The following is a 22682-nucleotide window of genomic DNA, read 5'->3' as shown; positions in this document are numbered from 1 at the left end:
GCGCCACGGGCGCGGCGGCGGTACGCGTACGAACCCCGCGCGGCCTCGTGCGGCGCCGAACTCCTTATGCGCTCGGGGCTCGGCAGACGGCCGGGCTATGCTGCGTGGTGCGGGCCATTAGCTCAATTGGCAGAGCAGTGGACTTTTAATCCATTGGTTCAGGGTTCGAGCCCCTGATGGCCCACCAGTCGGACCGCCCGGAACCCCGGTCAAGTAACCCTTGGCCGGGGTTTTTCGCGTCCTTCGCGCGGGGCGCGGGGGCGGGCCGTCACAGGGGGCTGAGCAGCATGAGGACCTCGTCGCGGTCGTCCGTGGGGGTCAGCCGCAGGGCGGCGGGCCAGCGGCCGATCTCCTGCCAGCCGAGCCGCCCGTAGAAGGTCTCCAAGCCGGCTCCGCCGCGTACGGCCAAACGCAGTTGTTCCAGGCTCATCTCGTCGCGGGCGATCCGACGGGTCTCTTTCATCAGCGCGCCGCCGATGCCGCGCCCGCGGACCTCGGGGCGGGTCTGGACGTGGTGCACGGTGCCCCAGTGCGCGATGAGGGGGAAGGTGTCGCGACGGATGGTCAGCCAGCCCGCCACCCGCCCGCCGTCCATGGCCACCAGGAGTCGGGAGGTTCGCGCGCCGAGGCCGTCGACGAGGGCGTCGAGGGCCGGGGCGGCGTGCTGGGCGTCGATGGACGGGAAGGGGAAACCGGCCGCCCCGCCGGCGTTGGTCACGTCCACCCAGCAGTTGACGAGTGCCCGCCGCAGGGCCGGTTCGACGTCGGTGGCGGTGGTTACCTGCCGTAGCCGCAGGGAGTCGGTGGTCATGGCGCCGCAGTCTCGCAGCGACCACTGACAGTCGGCCCGTGGGGCGAGTTTCCCGGGGCGTCCGGTCGGGCGAGTGGCGCGGGGCGGCAGCGCGCGCGGGCGGCAGTCCGCCCCGGGTGAGCGTGTGGCGCTCGCGGCCGGGGCTCGTACCCGCCAACCCTCACCGGGCCCGACGCGTTCCGGGGGGTGCGACGCGTAGGCGGAGGCCCGAGGGGAGGTGGGGGAGGCCGGTGCTGTGGCGGGCGTGGGTGAGGGGGCCGGCGCACAGGGCGGTCAGTACCGCGCGCGGGTCGGCGCCCGTGTCGAGCACCACCGTCACGCGGGCGCGCGGGCGGCGCGGGCCGCCGGTGAGGCGTACCCGTGCCCGGCGTACCCCGGGCAGGTCGGTCACCTGGGCGGCCATCACCCCGGACAGCGCGGAGGTGCGCAGCGTCGGGGCGTGCGGGGCGGGTTCGGCGCGGCCCGGCGCGCCGGGGGCGGGGTGGTGGAGGGGGAGGCGTCGCGGCTCGCGCGGGCCGGTCTGGGCGAGGAGCCAGCCCGCGAGGAGGAGCAGGCCGAGGGTCAGGCAGCCGAGGACGGCGGCCGGCCACCAGGCGTGGTCGCGCAACCCCGCCGCCTCCAGCCGGTCGGTGAGCGCGGCACGCGGGTGCCCGCTCGGCCACCACGAGGGGAGCGCGAACGGCAGTTGGCCGCGGGCGTCGAGCCCCGCCACCGCCACCCAGCACCCGGCGGCCAGGCCGGCGAGCCCGAGCAGGGCCAGCAGGGTCCTGTTCAGCCAGTGGCGTCCGCGACTGACCTCCATCGGCTCCTCCTCCTTCTTCCTTCTTTTTCCGTTTTTCCTTTTCTTTGGCGCCTTTCGGCGTCTTTCGGCGTTCTCCAGTGTTCTTCGGTGTTGTTCCGTGTTCTCCGTCCGCGTCCTTCGTTTCGTACGGGCGGCGCCTACCGCGCTTCGGGTGCCGGCGGTGCGCCGTGTGCGAGCGGATCGTTTCCGTGCCGGGCGGGGGCCGGGGTGGGGGCGGCGGTGAGGCGGAGGCGGATGCGGGGCGGGTCGGCCAGGCCGAGGCGGTCCGTGGCGGCGAGTAGTTCCTCGTGGAGCGCGGCGCGTACCGCCGCGACCTCGCCGTAGGCCACCGTCACCCGCACGCGGGCCCGGCGCCGGCCGCGTACGCGCACCCGGGCCGAGGTGACCCCGGGCGTGCGCAGGGCCGCCTCGCGCAGCAGGGTCGCGGCGCCGGCCCGGTCGAGCACGGCGCGTACGGAGGGCGCCGGGGGCGCCATCGGCAGCCGGCGGCGGCCACCGGGGGTGAGGGCGATGACCATGAGGTACACGCCGAGGACGGCCAGTATGGCGGCGGCGCCGATCACCCAGCCGCTGGTGCCGGGGGTGTCCGCCAGCCAGTCCTTGGTGTGCGTGCGCCAGGGTGCGGCGGGTTGGCCGTATCCCATGGCCACCTGGTCGTACAGGAGCATGCCGCAGGCGGCGGAGCCGAGCAGGGCGAGTACGGCGGCCGGGCCGCGCCGGGCCGACCAGGCGCGGTGGGGGGTCCGGCCGCGCGCCGGGCTCTTGGGCGGCTCGGGTTCGGACAGTGTGCTCACTACCGCACCTGCCTGCCGTCCGTGGTGGCGGCGCCGGGCAGGTGGAGGCGCTCCACGCGGATGCGGACGGTGCCGACGGGCAGGCCGATGAGGGCCGCGGTGCGGTGGCTGACGTGGTGGTGCACGGCGTCCGTGGTGGCGGGTATGTCGATGGGGTACGGCAGGTCGAGCGCGAGGGTGAGCCGGGCCGTGCCGCGCCGGGTGGTGCCGGTGGCGCGGGCGGTGGCCGTCGGGTGGGCCAGGTCGTGCAGGGCCTCGCGGGCCGCTGCGGTGGCGGTACGGGCGATGACGCGGTCGGCGATGATGGTGGCGCCGCGCTGGGCTGCGGGAATGGTCACTTGAGCCTGCTGCGATGGGTGCTTCGGGTCCGGTGGGCGGTGCGGTCCTGGGGCGTACGGTCACGGGTGGGGCGGGCGAACTGGCTCCAGTGCAGGTCACCGTCGGCCAGCTTGCCGATGATGAACCCGATGGCGCCGAGCGCGGCGACGAGCAGGAAGGCGGTGAACCCGCCGAAGTAGCCGGCGAATCCGAGCGCCATGCCGACCGCGAGGCCCACGATCGCTGTGCTCATGTCCTACCTCCTTGTGCGGCGTCGGGACGAGGGTGACGGGCCCGGCCCCCGGGCGCTGCCCGGGGGCGCGGGCCGGCGGTGCGGGGACGGCCGGGGCTACTGGACGCGGGCCTCGTCGTCGTTGTCCTCCTCGTCGAAGGGGAGGTGGACGTCGATGACGGCGATGTTGACCTCGACGACCTCAAGGCCGGTCATGCGCTCGACGGCGGCGATGACGTTCTCGCGGATGTCGGCGGCGACGTCGGTGATGGGGACGCCGTACTCGACGACGATGTCGAGGTCGATGGCGGTCTGGCGCTCGCCGACCTCGACCTTGACGCCGCTGGTGACGTTCGGGCGTCCGCCCGGGACGCGCTCGCGGACGGCGCCGAGGGTGCGGGCGAGGCCGCCGCCGAGTGCGTGGACGCCGGAGACCTCGCGGGCGGCCATGCCGGCGATCTTCTCGACGACGCCGTCGGCGATGGAGGTCTTGCCACGGGTGGCGGGCTGGCTGTCGGCGCCCGAGGAGTCCTTGAGGGTGGTGGTGCCGGAGGCGGAGCCGGCGGCGGGCTTGGTGGCGCCGGTGCGGGGCTCGTTGATGGCGGGGGTGGCCGTCTTCGGTGTCGTCATGGGGTCGGGTCCTCTCCTCGGTGTCTCGGTGCCGCCGCGGCGTGACCGTGCGGTGGTGGCGCGCTGCGGGGTGCCGGTCCCGCTGGCTGCCGCGGTCGTGGTTCCTTTGTCTGCCGCCCGTGGCGCGTGCCGGGGCTTCTTCGGTCCGTCGTCCTGCCGTGTTCGTGCCGTGTTCGTCTGACCGACGCCGGGTGTCGGTCTGGTGCCGGGTCGCGGTGACCCGGCGTCCCGACCGGTGGGCGGCTACGGTGACTTGGACCCCCCAATGCCCCGATCCTCACGCGGGAACCGGAATTTATCCGAATGGGGGTCACCGAGACCTGCCGACCCCGGGCCCCAGCGCCCCACCCGCCCCACCCGGCTCACGAGCGGAGCGGGCCGCCCCGGCCGCACCGCCCGGCCGCCCGCTCGCGTAACACGGCGTTACGCGGAGGAAACAGGCGCTCGGCACAATCCGCCCCATGAGCATCGAGTACCCCCTGAAACCCGCCCCGCGCGCCCCGGGCGGGCGGCCCGCGACGCCCGCCGGCCACCCGTGGCTGACGGAGGTCCCGTGGTCACATCCCGACGCGGAGGCGCTGCGCGCGCGGCAGCGGGCCGAGATCGCCGAGGTCTACGGCACCACGGAGAGCGAGCCCGGCCCCGCGCCGTCGGCGGCGGACTGCGCCGTGTTCGTGGTGGCGTACGCCGGGCCCAACGCGCGCGGTGCGGACCATGCGGCCGGCGGACGGCCGGGCGGCGGGGAGCCGGTCGGCTGCGGTGGGCTGCGTGAACTCGGCGGCGGGCTGGGCGAGGTGAAGCGGATGTACGTCGAACCGGCCTGGCGCGGTACGGGGGTTGCCGGGGACGTTCTCGGCGCGTTGGAGGAGTGGGCGCGGCGGCAGGGGTGGCACGCCCTCCGCCTGGAGACCGGCGACCGCCAGCCGGCCGCCGTGCGCTTCTACGCCCGCCGCGGGTACGCGCGGATACCGAACTTCGGCGCGTACGCCGGCCTGCCGGACTCCTGGTGCTTCGAGCGCGCGCTGACCTGAACTGACCTGACCCGGCCGGACCGCGCGGCGTACGGGTGTTGGCGTACGGCGGGTGGCGCACGGCGGTTGGTGTACGGGCGTCGGCGTACGGGGGTAAGCAGGCGGGGGCGGCGTACGACTGTTGACGTATGGGATGGCCGGTGGTGGGCGTACCAGGGGCGCACGAGCGGGTGGCGGGGCCGGTTGGGACCTGCTGGGGGCGATGAGGCCGGCTTGAGGCGGGTGGAGATGGATGGGGCCGGGTGGGCGAGGGGGAGTGGTGGGGCGTCAGGCGTCGAAGCGGTTGCGGGACGCCTCGATGTGGCCGAGGTAGCGGTGCGTCCAGCCGCACATGCCGTCGACCGTGGCGCGCAGGGCTCGGCCCGGCTCGGTGAGGGTGTACTCGACGCGCGGGGGCACGGTGGGGTGCACCGTGCGGTCGACGAGGCCGTACCGCTCCAGCATGCGCAGGTTCTGGGTGAGCATCTTGTGGCTGATGCCCTCGACCTCGTTGCGCAGGGCGCTGAAGCGCAGGGTGCCGTCGCCGAGGGCCTCGATGATCAGCAGGGCCCACTTGTTGGCGACGTCCGAGAAGATCTCCCGCGCCAGGGAGTCCACGCGTCGCAGGTCGGCATCCTCGGGCGAGCCCGTGAAGTGCTTGGTCACCATCAGGTTCCCCAGTCACGAATAAGTGCGTACTTCCAGGTCGGCCACCACTTTCCTACAGTTCCCGAGTAACCGCAAGAGAGCACGGGGCGCGCGGCGCCCCCGGCGGTGACCGACCATGCGGCACACGAGTGAGGGACCGACACTGTGACCACCAACGATGTCTTCGCGTACCAGATACCGGCCGAGCGCGAGTTCGGCTACGCACAGGCGATCAGGTCCGGCGAGCTGATCCACGTGTCGGGGCAGCTCTCGTTCGACGCGGCGGGCGAGTTCCGGCACGCGGGCGACTTCGCGGCCCAGCTCCGACAGACCCACGCCAACATCGACCGGGTCCTGGACCACTACGGCGCCACCCGCCGTCAGATCATCACGCAGACGCTGTACGTCGTGGACCTGGTGCGCAACGCCGCGGCGGTGGCGGCGGGCAACCTCGGCTACTTCGGCGACCACCGCCCGGTCAGCACCGCCGTCGGCGTCACCGAACTCACCTTCCCCGGCCAGGTCGTGGAGATCAGCTTCGTGGTGGACACCACGCTCCCGGCCTGAGCGCTGGGGCGGTGGTGCGGATGAGGGGGCCGGAGTAGACGGGGTAGTCGGGGTAGACGAGCCGGTGCATGGGGGTTGACCCGGGGCGATGTCCTTGCTTCCGGCGGTGGGGTGCGGTTTGGCTGGGGGCCGACGGTGGCGTGGACCCGGGAGAGGTGGGAGCGGCGGTGGGTACGTGGACGACGCGGGCGCTGGCCGGCGAGGGGCCCGTCGCCCTGCGCGGGGCCCTTGAGGTGGAGGCCACGGCGCGCGGCGTGCTCCCGCACCGGCTGCCCGCCGCGGCGCGGGCCCAGGTCTCCGACGGCTTCTGCGCGCTGGCCGAGGCCCAGCCGTCCGGGGTGCGGCTCGCGTTCCGTACCGAGGCGACCGTCGTGGAGCTGGACGTGGTGCCCTTCCCCGGGGCGCCCGCCGACGACCCGGCCGACGCGGACGACCCCGCCGGCGCGGACCCGGCGGCCGGCGTCTTCGGCCCGCCCGGCCCCCGCGCGGGCGTGTACGACCTCGTGGTGGACGGGCGCCTGACGGCCCGGATCGCCGCCCCGCTCGGCGCGCCCGAGGCCAGCTCCGAGACACCACCCGACGCTCCCACCGACGTACGCCCTGACGCGTCCACCGACGTACGACCCGACGCTCCCACCGACGTACGCCCTGACGCCCCCACCGGCGTACGGCCCGACGCCCGCCCCGGCGTGCGGCGGGGCCCCGGGGGTGGGGGCGACGGGGTGGTCGCCGTGCGGTTCGACGGGCTCTCCGGGCGGGAGCAGGACGTGGAGATCTGGCTGCCGCACGCGGCGATCGTGGAGCTGGTCGCGCTGCGCGCGGACGCGCCGCTGCGCCCGCCGCGCGCGCCGGGCGCCCCGCCGCCGCGCTGGGTGCACCACGGCAGCTCTATCAGCCAGGGCGCCGGCGCGGCCGGCCCGACCGGGGCCTGGCCGGCGGTCGCGGCCCGGCTCGCCGGCGCTGACCTGGTCAACCTGGGGCTGAGCGGCAACGCGCTGCTCGACCCGTTCACGGCCCGCGCCATCCGGGACACGCCGGCCGACCTGATCAGCGTGAAGGTGGGCATCAACATCGTCGCCCTCGACGCCTTCCGGCTGCGCACGCTCGGCCCGGCGCTGCACGGCTTCCTGGACACCGTGCGCGAGGGCCACCCCAAGGCGCCGCTGCTGGTCATCTCGCCGCTGCACGCGCCCGTGGTCGAGCGGGTGCCGGGCCCCATGTACCCGGACCCGGACGCCCCGGGCCCCGGCGTCAGCTACCGCGGCTTCGGCGACCCGGCCGAGGTCGCGAGCGGGGCGCTCACCCTCAGCACGATCCGGCGCGAGCTGGGCCGCGTCGTCGCCCAGCGCGCCGAGACCGACCGCGGCCTGTACTACCTCGACGGCCTGGCCCTGTACGGCGAGCGGGACTTCGCCGAGCTGCCGCTGCCCGATCAGCTCCACCCCGACGACGCGGCCCAGCGACGCATCGGCGAGCGCTTCGCCCGCCTCGCCTTCGGCCCCGGCGGCCCGTTCGACACCGTGGGCGCGGACGCGTCCTCACCCGGGCGCTCCTGACCCCGTACCAGGTGGGACCGCCGGAAAGCGGTGGGGCCCGGTAGTACGCGAAGGCGCCGCGCCGCGCCGCCGGTGTGCGCGTGCGTGAGTGCGCCCCGTGGTGCGGCCGGCCGTCCGTCGCCAAGTGTGCCCGCGCGCGGGAACCAGCGGGAACCAGTCTGTGTACGCCACCTCGCGACCGGTCGGCACGGGCCCGGCCAGCCCCGGGTGCCCCGGGCGGGGCCCGAGCGCCGCTGGGACACCTGGGATATCTGAGATGTTTGCGAAGCCTGGGGCTGGTGCGGTCCGGAGGTGAACGCCGATTTCGCGTCACAGTTGCGCGGCGCCCGGGCCCGGTGAGCCGCCGGGGATTTGCGGGTGAGTACGGGCAAATTCTTGGGGCGCACAGGGGGCGCATGACGGGCTGGAAGCGTGCGCCGGCGCATTCAGCGCTCGTCGCGGGGGCTTGCCGGCCGACCGTGGCGCCGCGCGCGCCGGGCGGCTCACGGGTGGCGCGGAACCGACGTACGAGCGCATCGCCCGCACCGCATCCGGGAAACCCGCCGCGCCCGCAGTATCCACTTCGCTACCGTAAGTGGCGAGGGGGTCGCTGGGGGGCGCGGCGTGGCAATGGTCGGGAGGAGAGGGACGTGGGGCACGCACAACCGGGCGGAGAACCTTCCGCCGCGCACCTCGACGGGCTGCTGACCCGGGCGCAGAACGGGTTCGAGATCGCCGACGCGCAGGTCGAGCGGCTGCGCGGCGCGTTGATGCACCAGTCTGAGCTGCGCTCTTGCCGCCAGTGCAACGGGCGCTCGGCCTCCGTGGGGTGCAACACCTACCGCCACGTCTTCCTGCTCCCGGACGGCAGCAGCGAGCTGTTGTGGGAGCTGGAGCACAACACGACACCGGCCGCCGGGCCGCGCCCGTCCGCCGCGCCGGGCGAGCCGTGCGCGGAGCGTGAGGCACCCGGCGAGCGGTGGATCGGCGCAGGCCAGGCCGGTGCGGGCGAGGCGGCAGGCCCGCCGGTCGGCCCCGGCGGCGGGCCGCGTGCCGACCGGGTCGCCGCGCGGCAGGTGTACTACGAGGTGTACGCGGACGAGCGCGCGTTGGAGATCGCCGAGCGCCGGGTGCACGAGCGCATCGGCGGCGCGCTCTGGGACGAGCTGGACAGCGCTCCTTTTTGGTTGCCGGAGCAACTACGTACGCCGGTGGGCCCCTTCGCGCCGCGGCGGACGTACGCCGTCGACGACTCCGCCGACCACGCGCGGCGCGTGCTGCGCCGGGCGGAGAACCCGGACCGGCCGGGCGACGACGTGCGCGCCCGGCTGAGCACCGCGTTCGCTCACGACATCGCGCTCGCGACCAAGCCCCGGCTGCGCACCGGCGGCCCCGACGCCACCTGGTGCCGGTTCTACGAGCACGCGTTCCTGCTGGCCGGTGGGGACGAGGTGGTGCTGTGGGAGCTGGAGCACAACCTGACGCCGGACGGCCGGCTGGTGTGCGAGGTGTACCTGGACGAGGCGGCGGCCGAGTGCGCCGCCGACCGCCACGCCCGCGCCCTGGGCGTCGAGCTGTAACAACGCACCGGGCCGGCCCCGCCCCGGCCCGCCCGGCCCAGCCGTCAAGCCAGAAGACCGGCCACCCGCCCCCGGCCCAGCCGCCCGCCCTACGGCGGGCGCGCGTACGCCCGCTTGGCCGCCTCCGGGTCGCTCGCCCGGCGCGCGAGCCCCAGGCTGGGACGGACGCACCTGGCGGGGCGCTGTGCCGGGTGCGGGCCAGCCGAGAGCGGGAGCGAACGCGTGGGGAGTCCTGGGTGGGCCGGTGCGGGCGCGGAGTCGCCGCGAGCCGCGTGGGCCCGGAGCGTCGCCCGCTGGCTGCCCGCGTTCCTGCTGGTCGGCGGCGTGGTCTTCGACCTCCTGATGCCGATGCACTACACCGCCTCGCCCTTCCTGTCCGCCGCCTCCCTGGTCGCCGCGCCGCTGTTCTCGCTGCGCGGCACGGCCGCGGTGGCCGCCACGGCCGCCGTGGCGTCGGTGCTGCTCGCGACCTTCCACAGCGGCGACGACCAGGCCCTGTCGGTGACCGAGGTCGTCACCGTGTGCACCGTCGCGCTGCTGGCGCTGGCGATCAACCGGGTGGTGCGGCGCAACTTCCGCCAACTCGCGACCGTACGCGTCGTCGCCGAGGCCGCGCAGCGCGCCGTGCTGCCCACGCCCCCGAGCCGCATCGGTTCGCTGCGGATCGCCGCGCGGTACGTCGCGGCGCAGACCGACGCGCGGATCGGCGGCGACCTGTTCGCCGTGCAGGAGTCGCCGCACGGCGTGCGGGCCATCATCGGCGACGTACGGGGCAAGGGGCTTGAGGCCGTGGAGGCCGTGGCCGTGGTGATCGGGGCCTTCCGGGAGGCCGCGGAGCAGGAGCGCACCCTGGAGGGGCTGGCCGACCGGCTGGAGCGTGCGCTCGACCGGGAGGGTGATCGGCGGGTGGGCCTCGACCAGTTCGAGGGGTTCACCACCGCCGTGCTGGCCGAGATCGGCGACGGGAGCGGCGGGCTGCGGCTGATCAACCGGGGCCACCCGCCGCCCCTGTTGCTGCTCCCCACGGGCCAGGTGCGTGAGCTGAGCCCCGAGGCCAACGCCCTGCCGCTCGGCATGCGGGACGTGGCGGCCTGGCGGGACACCGTGGAGGAGCTGCCGTTCCCGGCCGGGGCGGCGCTGCTGCTGTTGACGGACGGGGTGACGGAGGCGCGCGACGCGAGCGGGCGGTTCTACGAGCCGGCGCGGCGGCTGAGCGGCCGTCGCTTCGCCAGCCCGGACGCCCTCCTGGACGCGCTGATCGCCGACGTCATGCGGCACACCGAGGGCCAGCGCGCCGACGACATGGCACTGCTCGCGCTGCGCCGGGCCGGCGCGCCCGGCATGGTGGCCGTCCGACGCGGCCAGCGGGCGGCCGACGAACGCGCTGGGTAGCCGATCTTGACCACTGTGCTGACGATGTGCTGGCACCTCGTCAAAGCGGGGCCCTTATTCCCCGGAACGGCTTGGAATCACACCCGGCCCTCTATTAACGTTCGATAACGCAGCGCGGTCGTCACAGCCGTCGCCAGAGGCGGCACCGTGCGCCGTCGCCGAATCCCGTAGGCGCGTCATCGCAGATCAGGGCGGTGCCGCGGCGAGGGAACCGGGGAACCAACCCTTGGGGTGAATCGGATCGTGCGCGACCCGTAGGAGACCTTCCTGCTCCGAACCCGTCAGCTAACCCGGTAGGCGAGAAGGAAGGAAAGGAGCACGCCTCCGTGGCGTCCAACAGGTCTGCCCTCGACCAGGCTTCACCCGCGCACGACGGGGTCGACGACCTCGCCGGGCCTCCCTGGGGGGAGCCCCGGGACGACCTCCGCGAGGGCCCCTGGGAGGAGTGGAACCCCACCGCCGAATCCGTCGCCCCGGTCCGTGGCCGGCACCGCGTGGTCAAACAGCGCGGCACCACGATGGCCCGTGGCGGCGCCGTGCTCGGCGTGGGCGTCATCGCGGCGGTCGGCGCCGGCGGCATGGCGAGCGCCAAGGACCGCCCCAAGGCCCCGATATCGATGCCCGACCTCGGCCACGTCGCCGACGAGGTCACGCACTCCCTGCCCGACGTCGACGAGCTTCCCGGCGTCGGGTCCCTCATATCCGACGGCGGGAGCGGTGACCAGCGGTACGAGGCCGCGCCGCGGGCCGCCGGCCAGGCCCCGCTCAGTCAGGCCGGCCTGACGGCCGAGGAGTCCGCGAACGGCACGACCAACGCGGGCGAGGTGCTGCGCGCCCGCATCCTCCAGCAGGCCGAGACCCAGCAGAGCGCCGCCGACGAGGCCGAGCGCGAGGCCGCCGAGCGGGCGGCGGCGCGCAAGGCCGCGGACGAGGCGGCCCGCAAGAAGGCCGCCGAGGTCGAGAAGCAGCGGGCCGCGGAGGCGGAGGCCAAGCGCGAGGCGGAGGAGGAGGCCCGGCGTAAGGCCGAGGCCGAGCGCCGCGCGAAGCTGGCCGCGAGCTACGCGATGCCGCTCAGCTCGTACACGGTGACCTCCACGTTCGGCCAGGCCGGCGACATGTGGTCGGCGAACCACACCGGCCTCGACTTCGCCGCCCCGACCGGCACGCCGGTCAAGGCGGTGCACGGCGGGACCATCACGCAGGCCGGCTGGGCGGGTTCGTACGGCTACCGCATCGTGCTGACGCTCCCCGACGGCACCGAGGTCTGGTACTGCCACCTGTCGTCCATGACGCAGACCTCGGGCGAGGTCTCCACCGGTGACGTCATCGGCCGGGTGGGCGCGACCGGCAACGTGACCGGCGCGCACCTGCACCTCGAAGTGCGCCCGAGCGGCGGCGCGCCGGTCGACCCGATGGCGTGGCTGCGGGAGCACGGCCTCCAGCCGTAACGAGAGCGGCGGGCCCGGGTCCCGCGCCCGCCTGCCCCCCGCACGGCCCGCCCCCTCCGCACGACCCTCCGTCCGCCCGCACGCCGGGGGCGCGCTCCCCGGCGCGCTCCCGCCGTACGTGGCACGCGCGGAATAGCGCCCCGGGCCGGGCCGTTGGCTCTGCACATGGTCGAGAACGCACAGAGCACGCGGACGCGCCGGATCGGTGACGTCGAGGTCTTCCCCCTCTCGCTGGGGGGCAACGTCTTCGGGTGGGGCGCCGACGAGGCGCAGTCCTTCGCCATCCTGGACGCCTACACGGGGGCCGGCGGCAACTTCGTCGACACCGCCGACGTCTACTCGGCCTGGGTGCCGGGCAACTCGGGCGGTGAGTCGGAGACCATCATCGGCAACTGGCTCGCCGCGCGCGGCAGGCGGGACGACGTGGTCATCGCGACCAAGGTGGGCGGCGGCTCGCCGGAGCGGCGCGGGCTGCGCGCCGAGGTGATCAGGGCTGACGTGGAGGCCTCCCTGCGCCGCCTGCGCACCGACCACATCGACCTGTACTACACGCACTACGACGACGAGTCGCTGCCGGTCGAGGACTTCCTCACCACTCTGGACGGCCTGGTCCGGGAGGGCAAGGTCCGCCAGATCGCGGCCTCCAACATCACGGCCGCCCGGCTCACCGAGGCCCTGGACGCCTCCGAGCGGGAGGGCCTGGCGCGGTACGTGGCGCTCCAGCCGCACTACAACCTGGTCTCGCGGGACACCTACGAGGGCGACCTGTCCCGCGTCGCGGCCGAGCGGGGCCTGGCGACGGTCCCGTACTTCGCGCTGGCGGCCGGCTTCCTCACCGGCAAGTACCGGCCCGGCAGCACGCCGGAGGGCTCGGTGCGCGCCGAGTCGGTCCAGCGGTACCTGGACAGCGAGCGGGGGCCGCGAGTGCTCGCCGCCCTCGACGAGGTGGCCGCGGCGCACGGCGGCGTCGAGATCGCGACGGTGGCCCTGGCCTGGCTGGCCGCGCAGCCCACGGTGGTGGCCCCGATCGCCAGCGCCCGCACGCTGGAGCAACTGCCGCCGCTGCTGGCCGTGGCGGACCTGGAACTCACGGCCGCGGAGATCGCCGCGCTGACCGAGGCGTCGACCTGAGCCGGTAGCCGCCGGCGCCGCCGGGCCCCCGCGCCGGATCTCGTCGCTTGCGCCGAGCGAGCGGGCGCCGAACGGGACCTCGGCGGGCGTTGGACGGGATCTCGTCGGCGGGCGCCGAGCGGGATCTCCTGGCGGGCGCCGCGCGGGCCGGGCCTCAACTGCCGGACGGCCGGCTCCCGTTCGGTCAGCCCGACCTCCGCGCGCACCCGGTGGCGCCCGTCGGGCCGGCCGGGCGCCAGCGGGCTCGCCTACCTGCCCGGACGGGTGGCGGCGACGCCGCGCGCGCCCAACCCCGCGGACGCGGAGGGGAAAACGGCCGCCCCGGTTCTCAACTCCGGGCATTTTTCGGGCAAAGAGAAAGCGCCGAACCGGGCACCGTGGAAGGGGTCGCGACGCCCATCCATAACTCCGCCATTGCCTGGGCATTACCCGCCGCCGAACGCGGCCCGGGCGCGGGCGGAAACCCCCGCCGGGGCGTGAAGTATTACGCGTCATTGCCCGCGATTACGCATCCGCTACTCACCGACTACAGCGGGGGATTGTGCACGCGCACTAAGTCTCGTCAACCGGATGTGCTAAGTTCCGGCTACTCGATGGGGCTGCCGATGGCCGGCGCTGATCGACGTCTGACCAACGTCGAGCGGCTATTCACGCTGACTTCCCGGAAGCGTTCGACTACGAAAAGTATGCGCTCGCCGGGCGTTTCTGTCGGTTTGGTTGCCCTGTTCAGGCGCATCGGCGGCGCGGCCGTCGACCTGAATCCAGGCAAGGGGAAGCCATGGGTCGCATTGTTCTCGTCATCAGTTCTCCCTCGTTGCACCGGCGCGTGGGTGACGCGCTGACAGCGCCCGGCTGGGGTGTCGCCTCCTGGACCAAGACCCAGCGCGGCCGGCTCGCGCCCGCCGTGGACGTGGCCGTCGTGGAATCTCGCGCCCTCGCCGCCGAACCCTCCTTCGCCCGCATCGGGACGCGGGTGATCGCGCTGGTCAACGGCGTGAGCGACCCGTTCTGGCGCTCGCCGTCGCGGCAGTCGGTGGCCGGCGTCGTGAGCCGCGACGACCCCGACCACGGCTACGTCGCCGCGGTGCGCGAGGTGCTCAGCGGCCGGGGCTGGATCTCCCCGGAACTGGTGCCCTGCGTGCTCGCCGGCCCCGGCGCGGCCCAGCGCCCGCCGGCCCCGCAGCCGCCCACCGCCGGCCGGCTCACCGGCCGCGAGGAGGACGTCGCGGTGCTCGTCGCCGAGGGCCTGTCCAACCCCGAGATCGCCGACCGGCTGAGCGTCGAGCTGAGCACCGTGAAGTTCCACGTCTCCAACGTGCTGCGCAAGCTGGGCTGCCGCAGCCGCGCCCAACTGGCCGCCGTCTTCCACGCGTACGACAGGAACGCGCGCCCCACCGCGATGAAGTAGCCCGGGCGGGTGGTCCGCCCGGGCGGACCGGGGGGCGTTCGCGTCAGCGGTCGGCCGGTGCGCCGTGGACGTCCACGATGGGCGCGTCCCGCAGCGCGGAGATCTTCGCGCGGAAGTGCACCAGGCGCCGCTTGGTGTCGATGGCGCTGCGCGGCGGCAGCAGCGCGAACGCCATGATCACGCGGGAGGCGTCGGCCACGCCGTCGGTGATGGCGTCGTGTACGGGGCGGTCGCCGGTGATGTCGAGGACCGGGTAGAGCAGCGCCACCCCCTGCGACGGGCTCACCAGCGACCCGGCCCGACCCGCGTCGGCGATCAGCCGCTCGGCCGCCACCCGGTGCTCGAAGCCGGTGACGCGGCTGAACGAGTCGCGGAACGGGGCCTTGCTGCGCTGGGCCAGGGACAGCGGCGGCGAGTCGATGATGGTGGCCTGCAACCGGTCCCTGGCCACCAACTGCGGGGCGACCAGCAGCCAGTCGTCCACCCGCGCGAGCCTGCCGTCCAACTGCTTGAGGTAGGTCAGGTGCGGCTGGAACAGGTGGGGCCGGTCCCACTCCAGGCTCTCCAGGACGCCCACCAGCCTGCCGTGCTCGACCATCGTCGTACGGGCCGGGAAGCGGCGCACCAGCGCGCTGGAGCTGTCCGGTGGGTTGGTGAACGGCACGTCGTCGCCGCCGAGTTCGGCCAGCAGCGGCTGCCAGCGCTCGGCGTTGCGGCGTACGGACGCGGGCTGGCCCGCGTAGGCCGACGGCTCGATCCAGGTGCCGGGGGAGCGGATCTCGATGAGTTCGGCGTTGTACATCTTGTTGGCGCTCGTGGGCTTGAGCCACGGCAGGTGCTGCGCCACGAGCGGCGGCACCTGCGCCGGCGTGACCTGCGGCTTCCCGTCGATCAGCGGCGCGTACCGGTCCAGTTCGGCGCGGAAGCTCTCCTCGTCCCGGCAGACCGCCTCGAACGCGTCGTACAGGTCGATCTCCTTCTTGCCGTACGCCTCGCCACGGCTGATGTACAGCCGCACCAGGTCCCGGTAGCCCTTGCGGAAGCCGAACCAGCGGCCCATCTGCATCAGCGTGTCGGCCTGCGTCGTGGTGCGCCGGTAGTAGGAGATCGTCAGGCCCTCGACGGTGAAGCCACGGGACAGCTTCGCGCCGCCGACCAGGATCTTCCACAGGGACCGCTTGTCGAAGTCGGCGGTGCCCTGCTCGATGTCCTTGTCGCTGTTCACCACGAGTACGGGGTTCTCGTCGCCGCCGATGCGGATGTAGGCCGCGCCGATGTGCTCGGCCACCTCGGCGAAGCTGGCCGGCGTCGCGTATCCGGCGTGGCGGGCGGCGGAGACGGGCGCGAAGTCGGTCTCGAACAGGGCGCGCAACCGGGCGTGCCCGACCGGGCCCAGATAGCCGGCGGAATGCCACATCGCGGTCAGCCGTTCGGCCAGCGCCCGGTGGTCGGCGGTGCGCACCGACTCGTGCACGAGCATCGTGTGGTGCGGGTACGACACGTCGCGCGGGTCGTGTCGCTCCCGGTAGAGCTTGATGGCCGCGGAGAGCACGAACGCGTCCATGGCCTGCTGGAGCGAGGCGCCGTCCGCCTCGCCCGAGGTCGGCGGGATATCGCGCACGTGCGCCTTGCCCTGCGAATTGGCGTACGTGCGCTCCGACCACGGAATTCCGGAATCGAGGTCGTGGAAGGCCCGAATGCCCATGTAGTCCGGGGGTGCCGGCAGCGAGACGATGAAGTCCTTCGGGAAGATGTCGGCCGTGTCGCCGGGGTCGATGAAGACATTGGCGAACGGGGTCGCGGTGTACCCCACGTACTGCGCCCGTGGCAACTGCGCCAACAGGCTGGAGACCAGGCCGTTGATGGCGGTGCGTTCGGCCTTGCCCTCGCGGAGTTTCCGAGGGTCGGAGGTGTTGACGGACGCCTGGTCGGATTCGTCGTCGATGATGAGGACGGGGATCTCGGCGAGCGGCGTGCGGATCTTTTTCAGGTCCTTGAGAAGCTTCGTCAATACCGTCTTGTTCTTCTTCACCACCATCAGCCGGGCCGCGCTGCGGTGCAGGTTCCGCGGGTCGTACAGCGGCAGCGCGGGCTCCTGCTTCTCGAACTCCAGCGCCGTGATGCCCTGGAGGAGTCGCCGGTAGTCGTTGTCGCGCGTGGTCATCCGCATGATGTCGAAGGCGCCGAGCACCGACGGGAGCCCGCCGTGAGTGAGGAACCCGCCCCGGTGCCACTCCGGGTCGTCCGCGTAGTCCGACTCGGTCTCGTCGCCGCCGCGCAGGATGTTCTCGCGGCCGACCAGCTCCATGTCCAGCCGCCGCTGGGTCTGTTGGCGCAGCAGGTTCAGGGTGCCGGCGAGGACGATCACCAGCCGGTAGCCGGAGTCGATGGCCTTGGCGATGACGCCGGTGAAGTTCGCCGTCTTGCCCGACTGCACGTGCCCCACGACCAGCCCCTTGGACTGGTAGACGGTGCCGGTGGCCGGGTCCGCCAACCGCTCCACCACCCGGTCGGTGGCCTCGTCCAGGGCCGCCAGCGCCTCCGCGGGCCACCCCTTGCGCTCCAACACCCGCTCGTACGCCGGCCAGTACCAGTTGCGGCTCTGCTGCGCGGCCGGCGTGTACCAGGGGGTGAACTCGGTGCTGATGACGGTCGGCGCGTCGGCCACGGCCACCGGGACCAGCTCGGTCAGCACCTTGCGGGTCCGCTCGTCCAGCGCGAGCAGCGCGTAGATGTCCGCCCGGCGCGCGTCCGTGCACGGCGGGAACGTGGACCACGCCGGTGCCCCGGCGAAGTCCCACGCGGTGACCGCCCGCCGCCACAGCTCCACCAGCGGGTGGCCCGCGTACCCGCCGAGCAGCCGGTCCCGGAACCCCTCCTCGGTGGTGTCCGGCGCCGGCTCCACGCCCTGCGCCCAGTAGCCCAGCCCGCGCGCCAGCGGCTGAGGCCCGGCCTGGCGTAGCGCGGCGAGGACGATGGTGTGCAGCCGCAGGGTGGGGTCGTCGCTCATGTCAGGCGCTCCGGGTGGTACGGGGAGAGGCGGTGGCCAGCGGGGGGACGCCCGCCGGTGGCGGACTGGTGGGCGGACCGGCGAGCGGGGGCCCGTCGGCGGCGGGCAGTCGCAGCGCCTCGGGCGCGTCGGCCGCGCCCGGCAGGCCGGTCAGGTCCACGCCGTAGGTGAGGGCCACGATCCGCTGCCTGGCCTCGCCGGACAGCGCGGCCAGCGCCTCGGGGCCGAGCCTCGGCACCCGCTCGTCGGCGGCGCTCACGACCAGCGGCGCGCTGCGCAGCGACCACCGCTCCGGGTCGGGCGCCGCCGCCAGCGGGCCCAGCCACTCGCACCGGGCCAGCATCTCCGTCAGCCGTGGCCCGAGGTCCGGCGCGTGCTCGGCGACCTGGTCCCGTACGGAACGCACCCGCTCGGCCAGCGTGTGGCCGGCCGAGCCGCCCCGGGTGAACTGGAGGGAGAGCAGCCACAGCGGCCGGTCGCCGGTCGGCACGAGCTGCGTGGTGCCCCGCACGGTGTGCAGCCGGCGCTCGCTGGCCGTGCTCTTGACCTCGACGTCGTAGCCGGGCAGCCCGAAGTCGTGCTCCTCGCTCGCGGGGCCGCGCCAGGACGCGACCGCCACCGGCCAGCCGAAGTGGTGCGCGAACCACTCCAGCGCGTGCAGCTCGCCCAGCAGCCCGACGCGCTTCTCCTCGCTGATGCCCCGGTTGCGCGCGAGCAGCTCGGTCCACGAGGCCAGCGTCTCGGTGAACGCGCGGGCCGGGCTGTGCCCCGCCCGCCGCACCCGCTCGGCCACGCCCTGGAGCAGGTCGTGGAAGTCGCGGAACAGCGCCCGCTCCGCCGTGGCGATCTCCAGCATGCGCCGCCCCTGGGCCGCCACCGGCCGGACCACCACCGCCGTCAGGCTCGACAGCGGCACCCGGTCATTCGGCTCCAGCGCGATGCGCAGCCCGGTGCGCGCCCCGTACGCGTCCACGAAGAACTCGATGCGCGGCTCGCCCGCCAGCGGGATGACGGTCGGTGTGCCGTCGTCCACGTAACCGGCGACCGTGGGCCACTCGACGTGCGGGGTGCCGGGCGGTGGCGGCCCGCTCGTCACTGCTCGTCCATGCGGTCCAGCTCGGTGCGCGCGGCGGAGAGCAGGATGGACTGCCAGAGCTGGAGGTTGTCCTTCTCCCGCGAGCCGCTGTACTCCTTCTCGAAGACCTGGTGCAGCAGCAGGTAGAGCAGGGACTTGACCATGGGCGCGTCGTTGAGCCCGCCGCGCCGGCCGCCGAGCAGCGCGGGCCGGTACGTCTTGTTCAGCAGGATCGCCCGCTCCTCGCGGTCGATCGCGAAGAACACGTCGCTGCCCAGCTTCTCCCAGCGCAGCGCCACCGGCTCCTCGCCGGGGATGAGCGGCAGCTCCTCCTCGACGGTCCGCTTGACCTCGGCCGCCATGCCCTTGCCCGGCGCGATGACCGGCTTGCGGTCCACGCCGGCCCGCTTGCGCGCCTCGCGGTAGGTGGCCTCGGCCGCGTCCAGGTACTCCTTGAACGCGTAACCCTCCGCGTCCGTCGCCTCGCCCAGGGCCGCCGCGAACGCGGGCGACGCCTCCACGCCGGCCTTCTTCACGGTCAGCCGGAACGCGTCGCCGCCGTCCCCCGGCAGTTCGACCGCGACCCGGGCCAGCGCGAGGTGCGGCTCGGGCTGCCGGAACCCGTTCCAGCCGCCGGCCTGCACGAGCCGGTCGTTGCGGTAGAAGTAGAAACCCTGCTTGTCCAGGACGGTGCCGACCGCGCGGTACTCGTCCAGGTTCGACTTCGGCGTCCACACGTGCCCGGTCAGCGGTACGGCGCCGGCGCCCTCGACGTGGGCGGTGAACACCTTGGGGAAGCCGGCGGCGCCGGTGACCGGGTAGCCGAACGGGTCGAGGGGCTCCACGCCGAAGTCCATGTAGACGGTGCGCGTCTGAACGTCCTCGACGGCGATGGTGATGTTGAAGTCGTCGCGGGCCAGGAACCGGTGCAGGTACAGCCCGAGGTGCAGGCCGAGCTTGGGGATCATGCGGGTCAGGTAGCGGTCCGTCTGGCCGCCCCCGCCGTGCTTGGGGAAGTCCCGCACGCCGTCCCACCGCACGATGGTGCCCTGCCAGGTGATGGGCCGGTCGTAGTAGCGGTCCATGAGGTCCTGCGCGTAGCCGGACTCCACGATGTCGCACTGGAAGCTCTCCTTGGCCTGCGCGGTCACCCACCGCCGGCCCACCGCGCGGCTGCGCTTGGTCTTGCTGATGACCGTCACCGACTCGGCGTGGCTGAGCGAGGCCGACTTCAGGCCCGTACCGAAGATGCCGAGCGACTTCTCGCCGTACTCGCGCCGCCCGCCGACCGTCATGGCGACGTCGAGCGCCTCCTCGTCCATGCCGCGCCCGTCGTCCACGACGAGCAGGCTGACCAACTCGTCACCGTTGCGCAGCACGTGGATCACGACGTCCTTCGCGCCGGCGTCGATCGAGTTGTCGATCAGGTCGGCCAACGCGACCTCGAACCCGTATCCCTGACTGCTCAACGCGTCGATGAAGCGCGGGTCCGGCGGAAGCCGCTTGCTGCCGGTGGTGGGAACCTCGAAATGCCAGTCGCTCATGGCCTACCTGCCTCAGAAACACTGCTCGCAACGTTTCCCGCCCCGACGGAGGCGGTGGGGGGTGAAACGCGCGCCGGAGGGTTCCTGGGATCGAGGGAGATCGTACCCGTGCGGAGTGCCGAACAGGGAGGAGTCGGCGGAAGTCTGTTCTCTTCACCCAGGGCAGTGGCGTGTCCGACGTATCGGACCGCGACGCATACGGCGTGGACGACGGGGGACGTTCTCAACGCCCTCACTGACCCGGTCCGTTGGCCGGGCGCGCACCGCGCCCACGGTTTTCGCGGATCGGCCTACCCGAAGGACTCCCGTCATGACCCATGCGTTCCGCAAGCTGCCCGTGCCCGTGCTCCTCGCCCTCGCGTCCCTGGCGCTGCCGTCGACCGCCGTGGCGGCGACCGCGCCCGCCGCGCCCACGAACGTCGTACGAACCACGGCGCCCGCCGATCCGGTGTCGGCTGCCGCCGGCACCACCTGCCTGGCGCACGACTATCCGAGATCCCGCATCGTCAACGTGGAGTCGTGCAACCCTTCGGACGCACAGCACCGCTGGAGCAGAAGCGGCGAGTTAATCCGGCTCTCCGCGCACTGGGGCATGTGCCTGTCCAGCGACTATCCGCGTACCCGGGTGGTCAACGTCGAGTCGTGTGACTCCGGTTCGAGCAAGCAGCGGTGGACGGTCAGCGGCGAGTTGATCTCCCAGTCCGCGCACCCCGGCATGTGTCTGGCCACCGACTTCCCCCGGACCCGCATCGTCAACGTGGAGTCGTGCGCCTCCTCCGACCCGCAGCACCGTTGGACGGTTCAGGGCGAGCAGATCAGCCTGACCTCGCTGTGACCCCCTGACGCGGCCCCGCCCGTCCCGCCGGTGGGTGGGGCGGGTGCGGGGCTCGGTGACGTCGGGGGCGTCGGATACGTCGGTGACGTCGGTGACGTCGGTGACGTGGGCCGTCGTCGGAGTCCACGAGGCCGTCTCAGGTGGCCGTTGAACCGAACGTGCGCCGGTAGGTCTGCGGGCTGACGCCGGTGGTGCGCTTGAAGCGGTCACGGAAGGCGGTGGGTGAGCCGAACCCGACCTGGCCGCCGATGCGTTCCACGGAGTGCTCCGTGGTTTCCAGCAGGTGCTGTGCCTGGCGGACGCGGGCCCGGTGCAGCCACTGGAGCGGCGTGGTGCCGGTCTGTTCGCGAAAGCGCCGGATCAGGGTGCGGGTGCTGGTACCGGCCCGCTCGGCGATGTCGGCGAGGGTGAGGTCGCGGGCCAGGTTCTCCCGTAGCCAGGTGAGCAGCGCCTCCAGCTCGGAGCCCTGCGGTGTGGGCGCGTGGTCGTAGACGATGAACTGCGCCTGCCCGCCCTCCCGTTCGAGGGGCATGACGGACAGGCGGGCGGCATTGGCGGCGACGGCCGAGCCGTAGTCGCGGCGGATCATGTGCAGGCACAGGTCCGCGCCTGCGGCGGCGCCGGCCGAGGTGAGCAACTGGCCGTTGTCGACGTAGAGGACGTCCGGGTCGACGTCGAGGTCCGGGTGGGCGGCGGCCAGCAGGCCGGCCGCGCGCCAGTGGGTCGTCACGCGCAGCCCGTCGAGGAGCCCGGTGGCGGCCAGGGGGAAGGTGCCCACGCAGATGGAGGCGATCCGGGTGCCGTCGGCGGCGGCCGACCGCAGCGCGTCGCGCACGGCGGGAGGGAGCGAGGCGGCGATGTCGGCGACGCCCGGCACGATGATCGTGTCCGCGTCCCGAAGACCCTCCAGGCCCCAGGGGGCACGCAGGGTGAAGGCTCCGGCGTCGACCTCGTCGCGCTCGGCGCACACCCGTACCTGGTAGCCGGGCCGCCCGTCGGGCAGGCGGGCCCGCGAGAACACCTCGATCGGGGTGGACAGGTCGAACGGGATCACCTGGTCCAACGCGAGCACGGCAACCGTATGCATGGCCGGAACCTACCTCCCCACCCACGTGACGCACCTGGTCCGCTCACTGCGAAGGCCCATGTCATCGCGGTTCACAGGCGGTGGAAAGGCGTTGGCACTATCCCGTTGAAACCTGTCACTCGTGCCACTGGGAGACCACCCGGGGAGCCGGTTGACTTCGAAACCCGCCCACCCGGGACCGCGCACGGCGATGACGCCGGTGCACGCGCCGCGACAGCTCGTACGCGGCGGTTCGGCCCGCCCCAGGAGGAAGAAGTCACGCCCTCATGAGCCTTGTGTCACCAGTGATCGTCGGCATCGTCTACTGCCTGCTGATGTCCCTGATCAAGGAACCGCACCGACGCCACTTCAACGCGATCATGGTGGGCGGGGCCGGCGCCGCCTATCTGAGCGGGGGTGGCTTCGGCCCGTGGGAGTTCCCGTTCGTCGCCCTCGTGGCCTACGTTGCCTACCGTGGCCTGAACTCCTGGGCCTTCGTCGGCGTCGGCTGGCTGCTCCACACGGCCTGGGACGTGGCCCACCACCTCAAGGGCAACCCGATCCTGCCCTTCTACCACGACGCCTCTCTGGCATGTGCCATCTGCGATCCGGTCATCGCCCTGTGGTGCTTCCGTGGCGGGCCTTCCCTGATCGCGCTGGTCCGCCGCCGGTTCCGGCCCGACCGGACAACGGACCACGCGCACCTCACCGTTGCCGCAGGCGCCCGCTCCGGGGAGTGAGGGCCGCCGCTCGCGCTCCGCCCAGGCCGGCGAGCGCGGATGACGGCGGCCCGCCCGGACCGGCGGGCGCGGGTGACGGCGTACCGCCCACGGGCGTGGGTGGCGG

Annotated in this window: 21 protein-coding genes, 1 tRNA gene and 1 riboswitch; of the genes, 11 read left to right on the top strand and 11 right to left on the bottom strand. The window is 73.6% G+C overall.

Translation table 11 applies throughout. From position 1 onward, the window contains the following. Positions 1 to 111 precede the first annotated feature (111 nt). Positions 112 to 187: transfer RNA gene (locus OYE22_RS14250), tRNA-Lys, on the top strand. 81 nt (positions 188 to 268) lie between these two features. Here OYE22_RS14250 and OYE22_RS14245 read toward each other — a convergent pair. The 6 genes from OYE22_RS14245 to OYE22_RS14220 form a co-directional block, all read right to left on the bottom strand. Then, positions 269 to 811: a GNAT family N-acetyltransferase gene (locus OYE22_RS14245; RefSeq protein ID WP_277320759.1), complete on the bottom strand. Its 543-nt coding sequence runs from the start codon at positions 809 to 811 to the stop codon at positions 269 to 271. Between the two features lie 160 nt (positions 812 to 971). Then, on the bottom strand, positions 972 to 1613 hold the full coding sequence (locus OYE22_RS14240; RefSeq protein WP_277320758.1) for an alkaline shock response membrane anchor protein AmaP: 642 nt from the start codon (positions 1611 to 1613) through the stop codon (positions 972 to 974). Positions 1614 to 1750: 137 nt separating this feature from the next. Then, positions 1751 to 2407 (bottom strand): DUF6286 domain-containing protein, encoded by a 657-nt coding sequence (locus tag OYE22_RS14235; RefSeq protein ID WP_277320757.1) that lies wholly within the window; start codon positions 2405 to 2407, stop codon positions 1751 to 1753. Continuing rightward, on the bottom strand, positions 2407 to 2745 hold the full coding sequence (locus tag OYE22_RS14230; RefSeq protein WP_277320756.1) for a hypothetical protein: 339 nt from the start codon (positions 2743 to 2745) through the stop codon (positions 2407 to 2409). Before OYE22_RS14230 ends, OYE22_RS14235 begins: the two co-directional genes overlap by 1 nt. Beyond that, positions 2742 to 2978, bottom strand: coding sequence for a hypothetical protein (locus tag OYE22_RS14225; protein ID WP_277320755.1), 237 nt, complete (start codon positions 2976 to 2978; stop codon positions 2742 to 2744). The genes OYE22_RS14230 and OYE22_RS14225 overlap by 4 nt, the downstream gene beginning before the upstream one ends. A gap of 96 nt (positions 2979 to 3074) precedes the next feature. Beyond that, positions 3075 to 3587 carry an Asp23/Gls24 family envelope stress response protein gene (locus tag OYE22_RS14220; protein WP_277320754.1) on the bottom strand — a complete coding sequence of 171 codons (513 nt, stop codon included), beginning with the start codon at positions 3585 to 3587 and terminating at the stop codon, positions 3075 to 3077. 461 nt (positions 3588 to 4048) lie between these two features. On the opposite strand from OYE22_RS14220, the gene OYE22_RS14215 reads away from it, so the two are divergent. Further along, positions 4049 to 4618 (top strand): GNAT family N-acetyltransferase, encoded by a 570-nt coding sequence (locus OYE22_RS14215; protein WP_277320753.1) that lies wholly within the window; start codon positions 4049 to 4051, stop codon positions 4616 to 4618. A 267-nt stretch (positions 4619 to 4885) separates the two neighbouring features. Here OYE22_RS14215 and OYE22_RS14210 read toward each other — a convergent pair whose 3' ends face one another. Continuing rightward, the gene (locus OYE22_RS14210) at positions 4886 to 5266 is read right to left on the bottom strand and encodes a helix-turn-helix domain-containing protein (protein ID WP_277320752.1); all 381 of its coding nucleotides are present in this window, start codon (positions 5264 to 5266) and stop codon (positions 4886 to 4888) included. Between the two features lie 144 nt (positions 5267 to 5410). On the opposite strand from OYE22_RS14210, the gene OYE22_RS14205 reads away from it, so the two are divergent. The 7 genes from OYE22_RS14205 to OYE22_RS14175 all read left to right on the top strand — a co-directional run bounded on the left by OYE22_RS14205 (position 5411) and on the right by OYE22_RS14175 (position 14306). Beyond that, on the top strand, positions 5411 to 5812 hold the full coding sequence (locus OYE22_RS14205) for a RidA family protein (protein WP_277320751.1): 402 nt from the start codon (positions 5411 to 5413) through the stop codon (positions 5810 to 5812). A 167-nt stretch (positions 5813 to 5979) separates the two neighbouring features. Next, the gene (locus tag OYE22_RS14200) at positions 5980 to 7368 is read left to right on the top strand and encodes an SGNH/GDSL hydrolase family protein (protein WP_277320750.1); all 1389 of its coding nucleotides are present in this window, start codon (positions 5980 to 5982) and stop codon (positions 7366 to 7368) included. A gap of 629 nt (positions 7369 to 7997) precedes the next feature. Next, a complete protein-coding gene (locus OYE22_RS14195) occupies positions 7998 to 8927 on the top strand; it encodes a DUF6227 family protein (protein WP_277320749.1) in 930 nt (309 codons plus the stop codon). A 222-nt stretch (positions 8928 to 9149) separates the two neighbouring features. After that, positions 9150 to 10319: a PP2C family protein-serine/threonine phosphatase gene (locus OYE22_RS14190; RefSeq protein ID WP_277320748.1), complete on the top strand. Its 1170-nt coding sequence runs from the start codon at positions 9150 to 9152 to the stop codon at positions 10317 to 10319. A 146-nt stretch (positions 10320 to 10465) separates the two neighbouring features. Then, a riboswitch (cyclic di-AMP (ydaO/yuaA leader) is annotated at positions 10466 to 10634 on the top strand. An 11-nt stretch (positions 10635 to 10645) separates the two neighbouring features. Then, positions 10646 to 11767 (top strand): M23 family metallopeptidase, encoded by a 1122-nt coding sequence (locus tag OYE22_RS14185; protein WP_277320747.1) that lies wholly within the window; start codon positions 10646 to 10648, stop codon positions 11765 to 11767. Positions 11768 to 11932: 165 nt separating this feature from the next. Continuing rightward, positions 11933 to 12898 (top strand): aldo/keto reductase, encoded by a 966-nt coding sequence (locus OYE22_RS14180; protein ID WP_277320746.1) that lies wholly within the window; start codon positions 11933 to 11935, stop codon positions 12896 to 12898. Between the two features lie 778 nt (positions 12899 to 13676). Continuing rightward, entirely contained in the window at positions 13677 to 14306 is a 630-nt protein-coding gene (locus tag OYE22_RS14175) for a response regulator transcription factor (protein ID WP_277320745.1), read from the top strand. A 43-nt stretch (positions 14307 to 14349) separates the two neighbouring features. Here OYE22_RS14175 and OYE22_RS14170 read toward each other — a convergent pair whose 3' ends face one another. From OYE22_RS14170 to OYE22_RS14160, 3 genes are read right to left on the bottom strand one after another with little or no spacing between them, the layout of a single operon-like run. Beyond that, positions 14350 to 17316: a Z1 domain-containing protein gene (locus OYE22_RS14170; protein ID WP_277320744.1), complete on the bottom strand. Its 2967-nt coding sequence runs from the start codon at positions 17314 to 17316 to the stop codon at positions 14350 to 14352. A gap of 1 nt (position 17317) precedes the next feature. Beyond that, positions 17318 to 18412, bottom strand: a complete 1095-nt coding sequence (locus OYE22_RS14165; RefSeq protein WP_277320743.1) for a PD-(D/E)XK motif protein — start codon at positions 18410 to 18412, stop codon at positions 17318 to 17320. Then, complete coding sequence (locus tag OYE22_RS14160) at positions 18409 to 19935, bottom strand: ATP-binding protein (RefSeq protein WP_277320742.1); 1527 nt, start codon at positions 19933 to 19935, stop codon at positions 18409 to 18411. The genes OYE22_RS14165 and OYE22_RS14160 overlap by 4 nt, the downstream gene beginning before the upstream one ends. Positions 19936 to 20245: 310 nt before the next feature. Between OYE22_RS14160 and OYE22_RS14155 the strand changes: the two genes are divergently transcribed. Further along, a complete protein-coding gene (locus OYE22_RS14155; RefSeq protein WP_277320741.1) occupies positions 20246 to 20770 on the top strand; it encodes a ricin-type beta-trefoil lectin domain protein in 525 nt (174 codons plus the stop codon). A 136-nt stretch (positions 20771 to 20906) separates the two neighbouring features. On the opposite strand, the gene OYE22_RS14150 is transcribed toward OYE22_RS14155, so the two are convergent. After that, entirely contained in the window at positions 20907 to 21857 is a 951-nt protein-coding gene (locus tag OYE22_RS14150; protein WP_277320740.1) for a helix-turn-helix domain-containing protein, read from the bottom strand. Between the two features lie 266 nt (positions 21858 to 22123). Here OYE22_RS14150 and OYE22_RS14145 point away from each other — a divergent pair, with 266 nt between their 5' ends. Further along, entirely contained in the window at positions 22124 to 22576 is a 453-nt protein-coding gene (locus OYE22_RS14145; RefSeq protein ID WP_277320739.1) for a DUF6010 family protein, read from the top strand. The last annotated feature ends 106 nt before the right edge of the window (positions 22577 to 22682 follow it).

Origin of the sequence: Streptomyces sp. 71268, assembly GCF_029392895.1 — a bacterium.
Lineage (GTDB): Bacteria > Actinomycetota > Actinomycetes > Streptomycetales > Streptomycetaceae > Streptomyces.
This window is presented reverse-complemented; position numbering and strand designations above follow the sequence as displayed.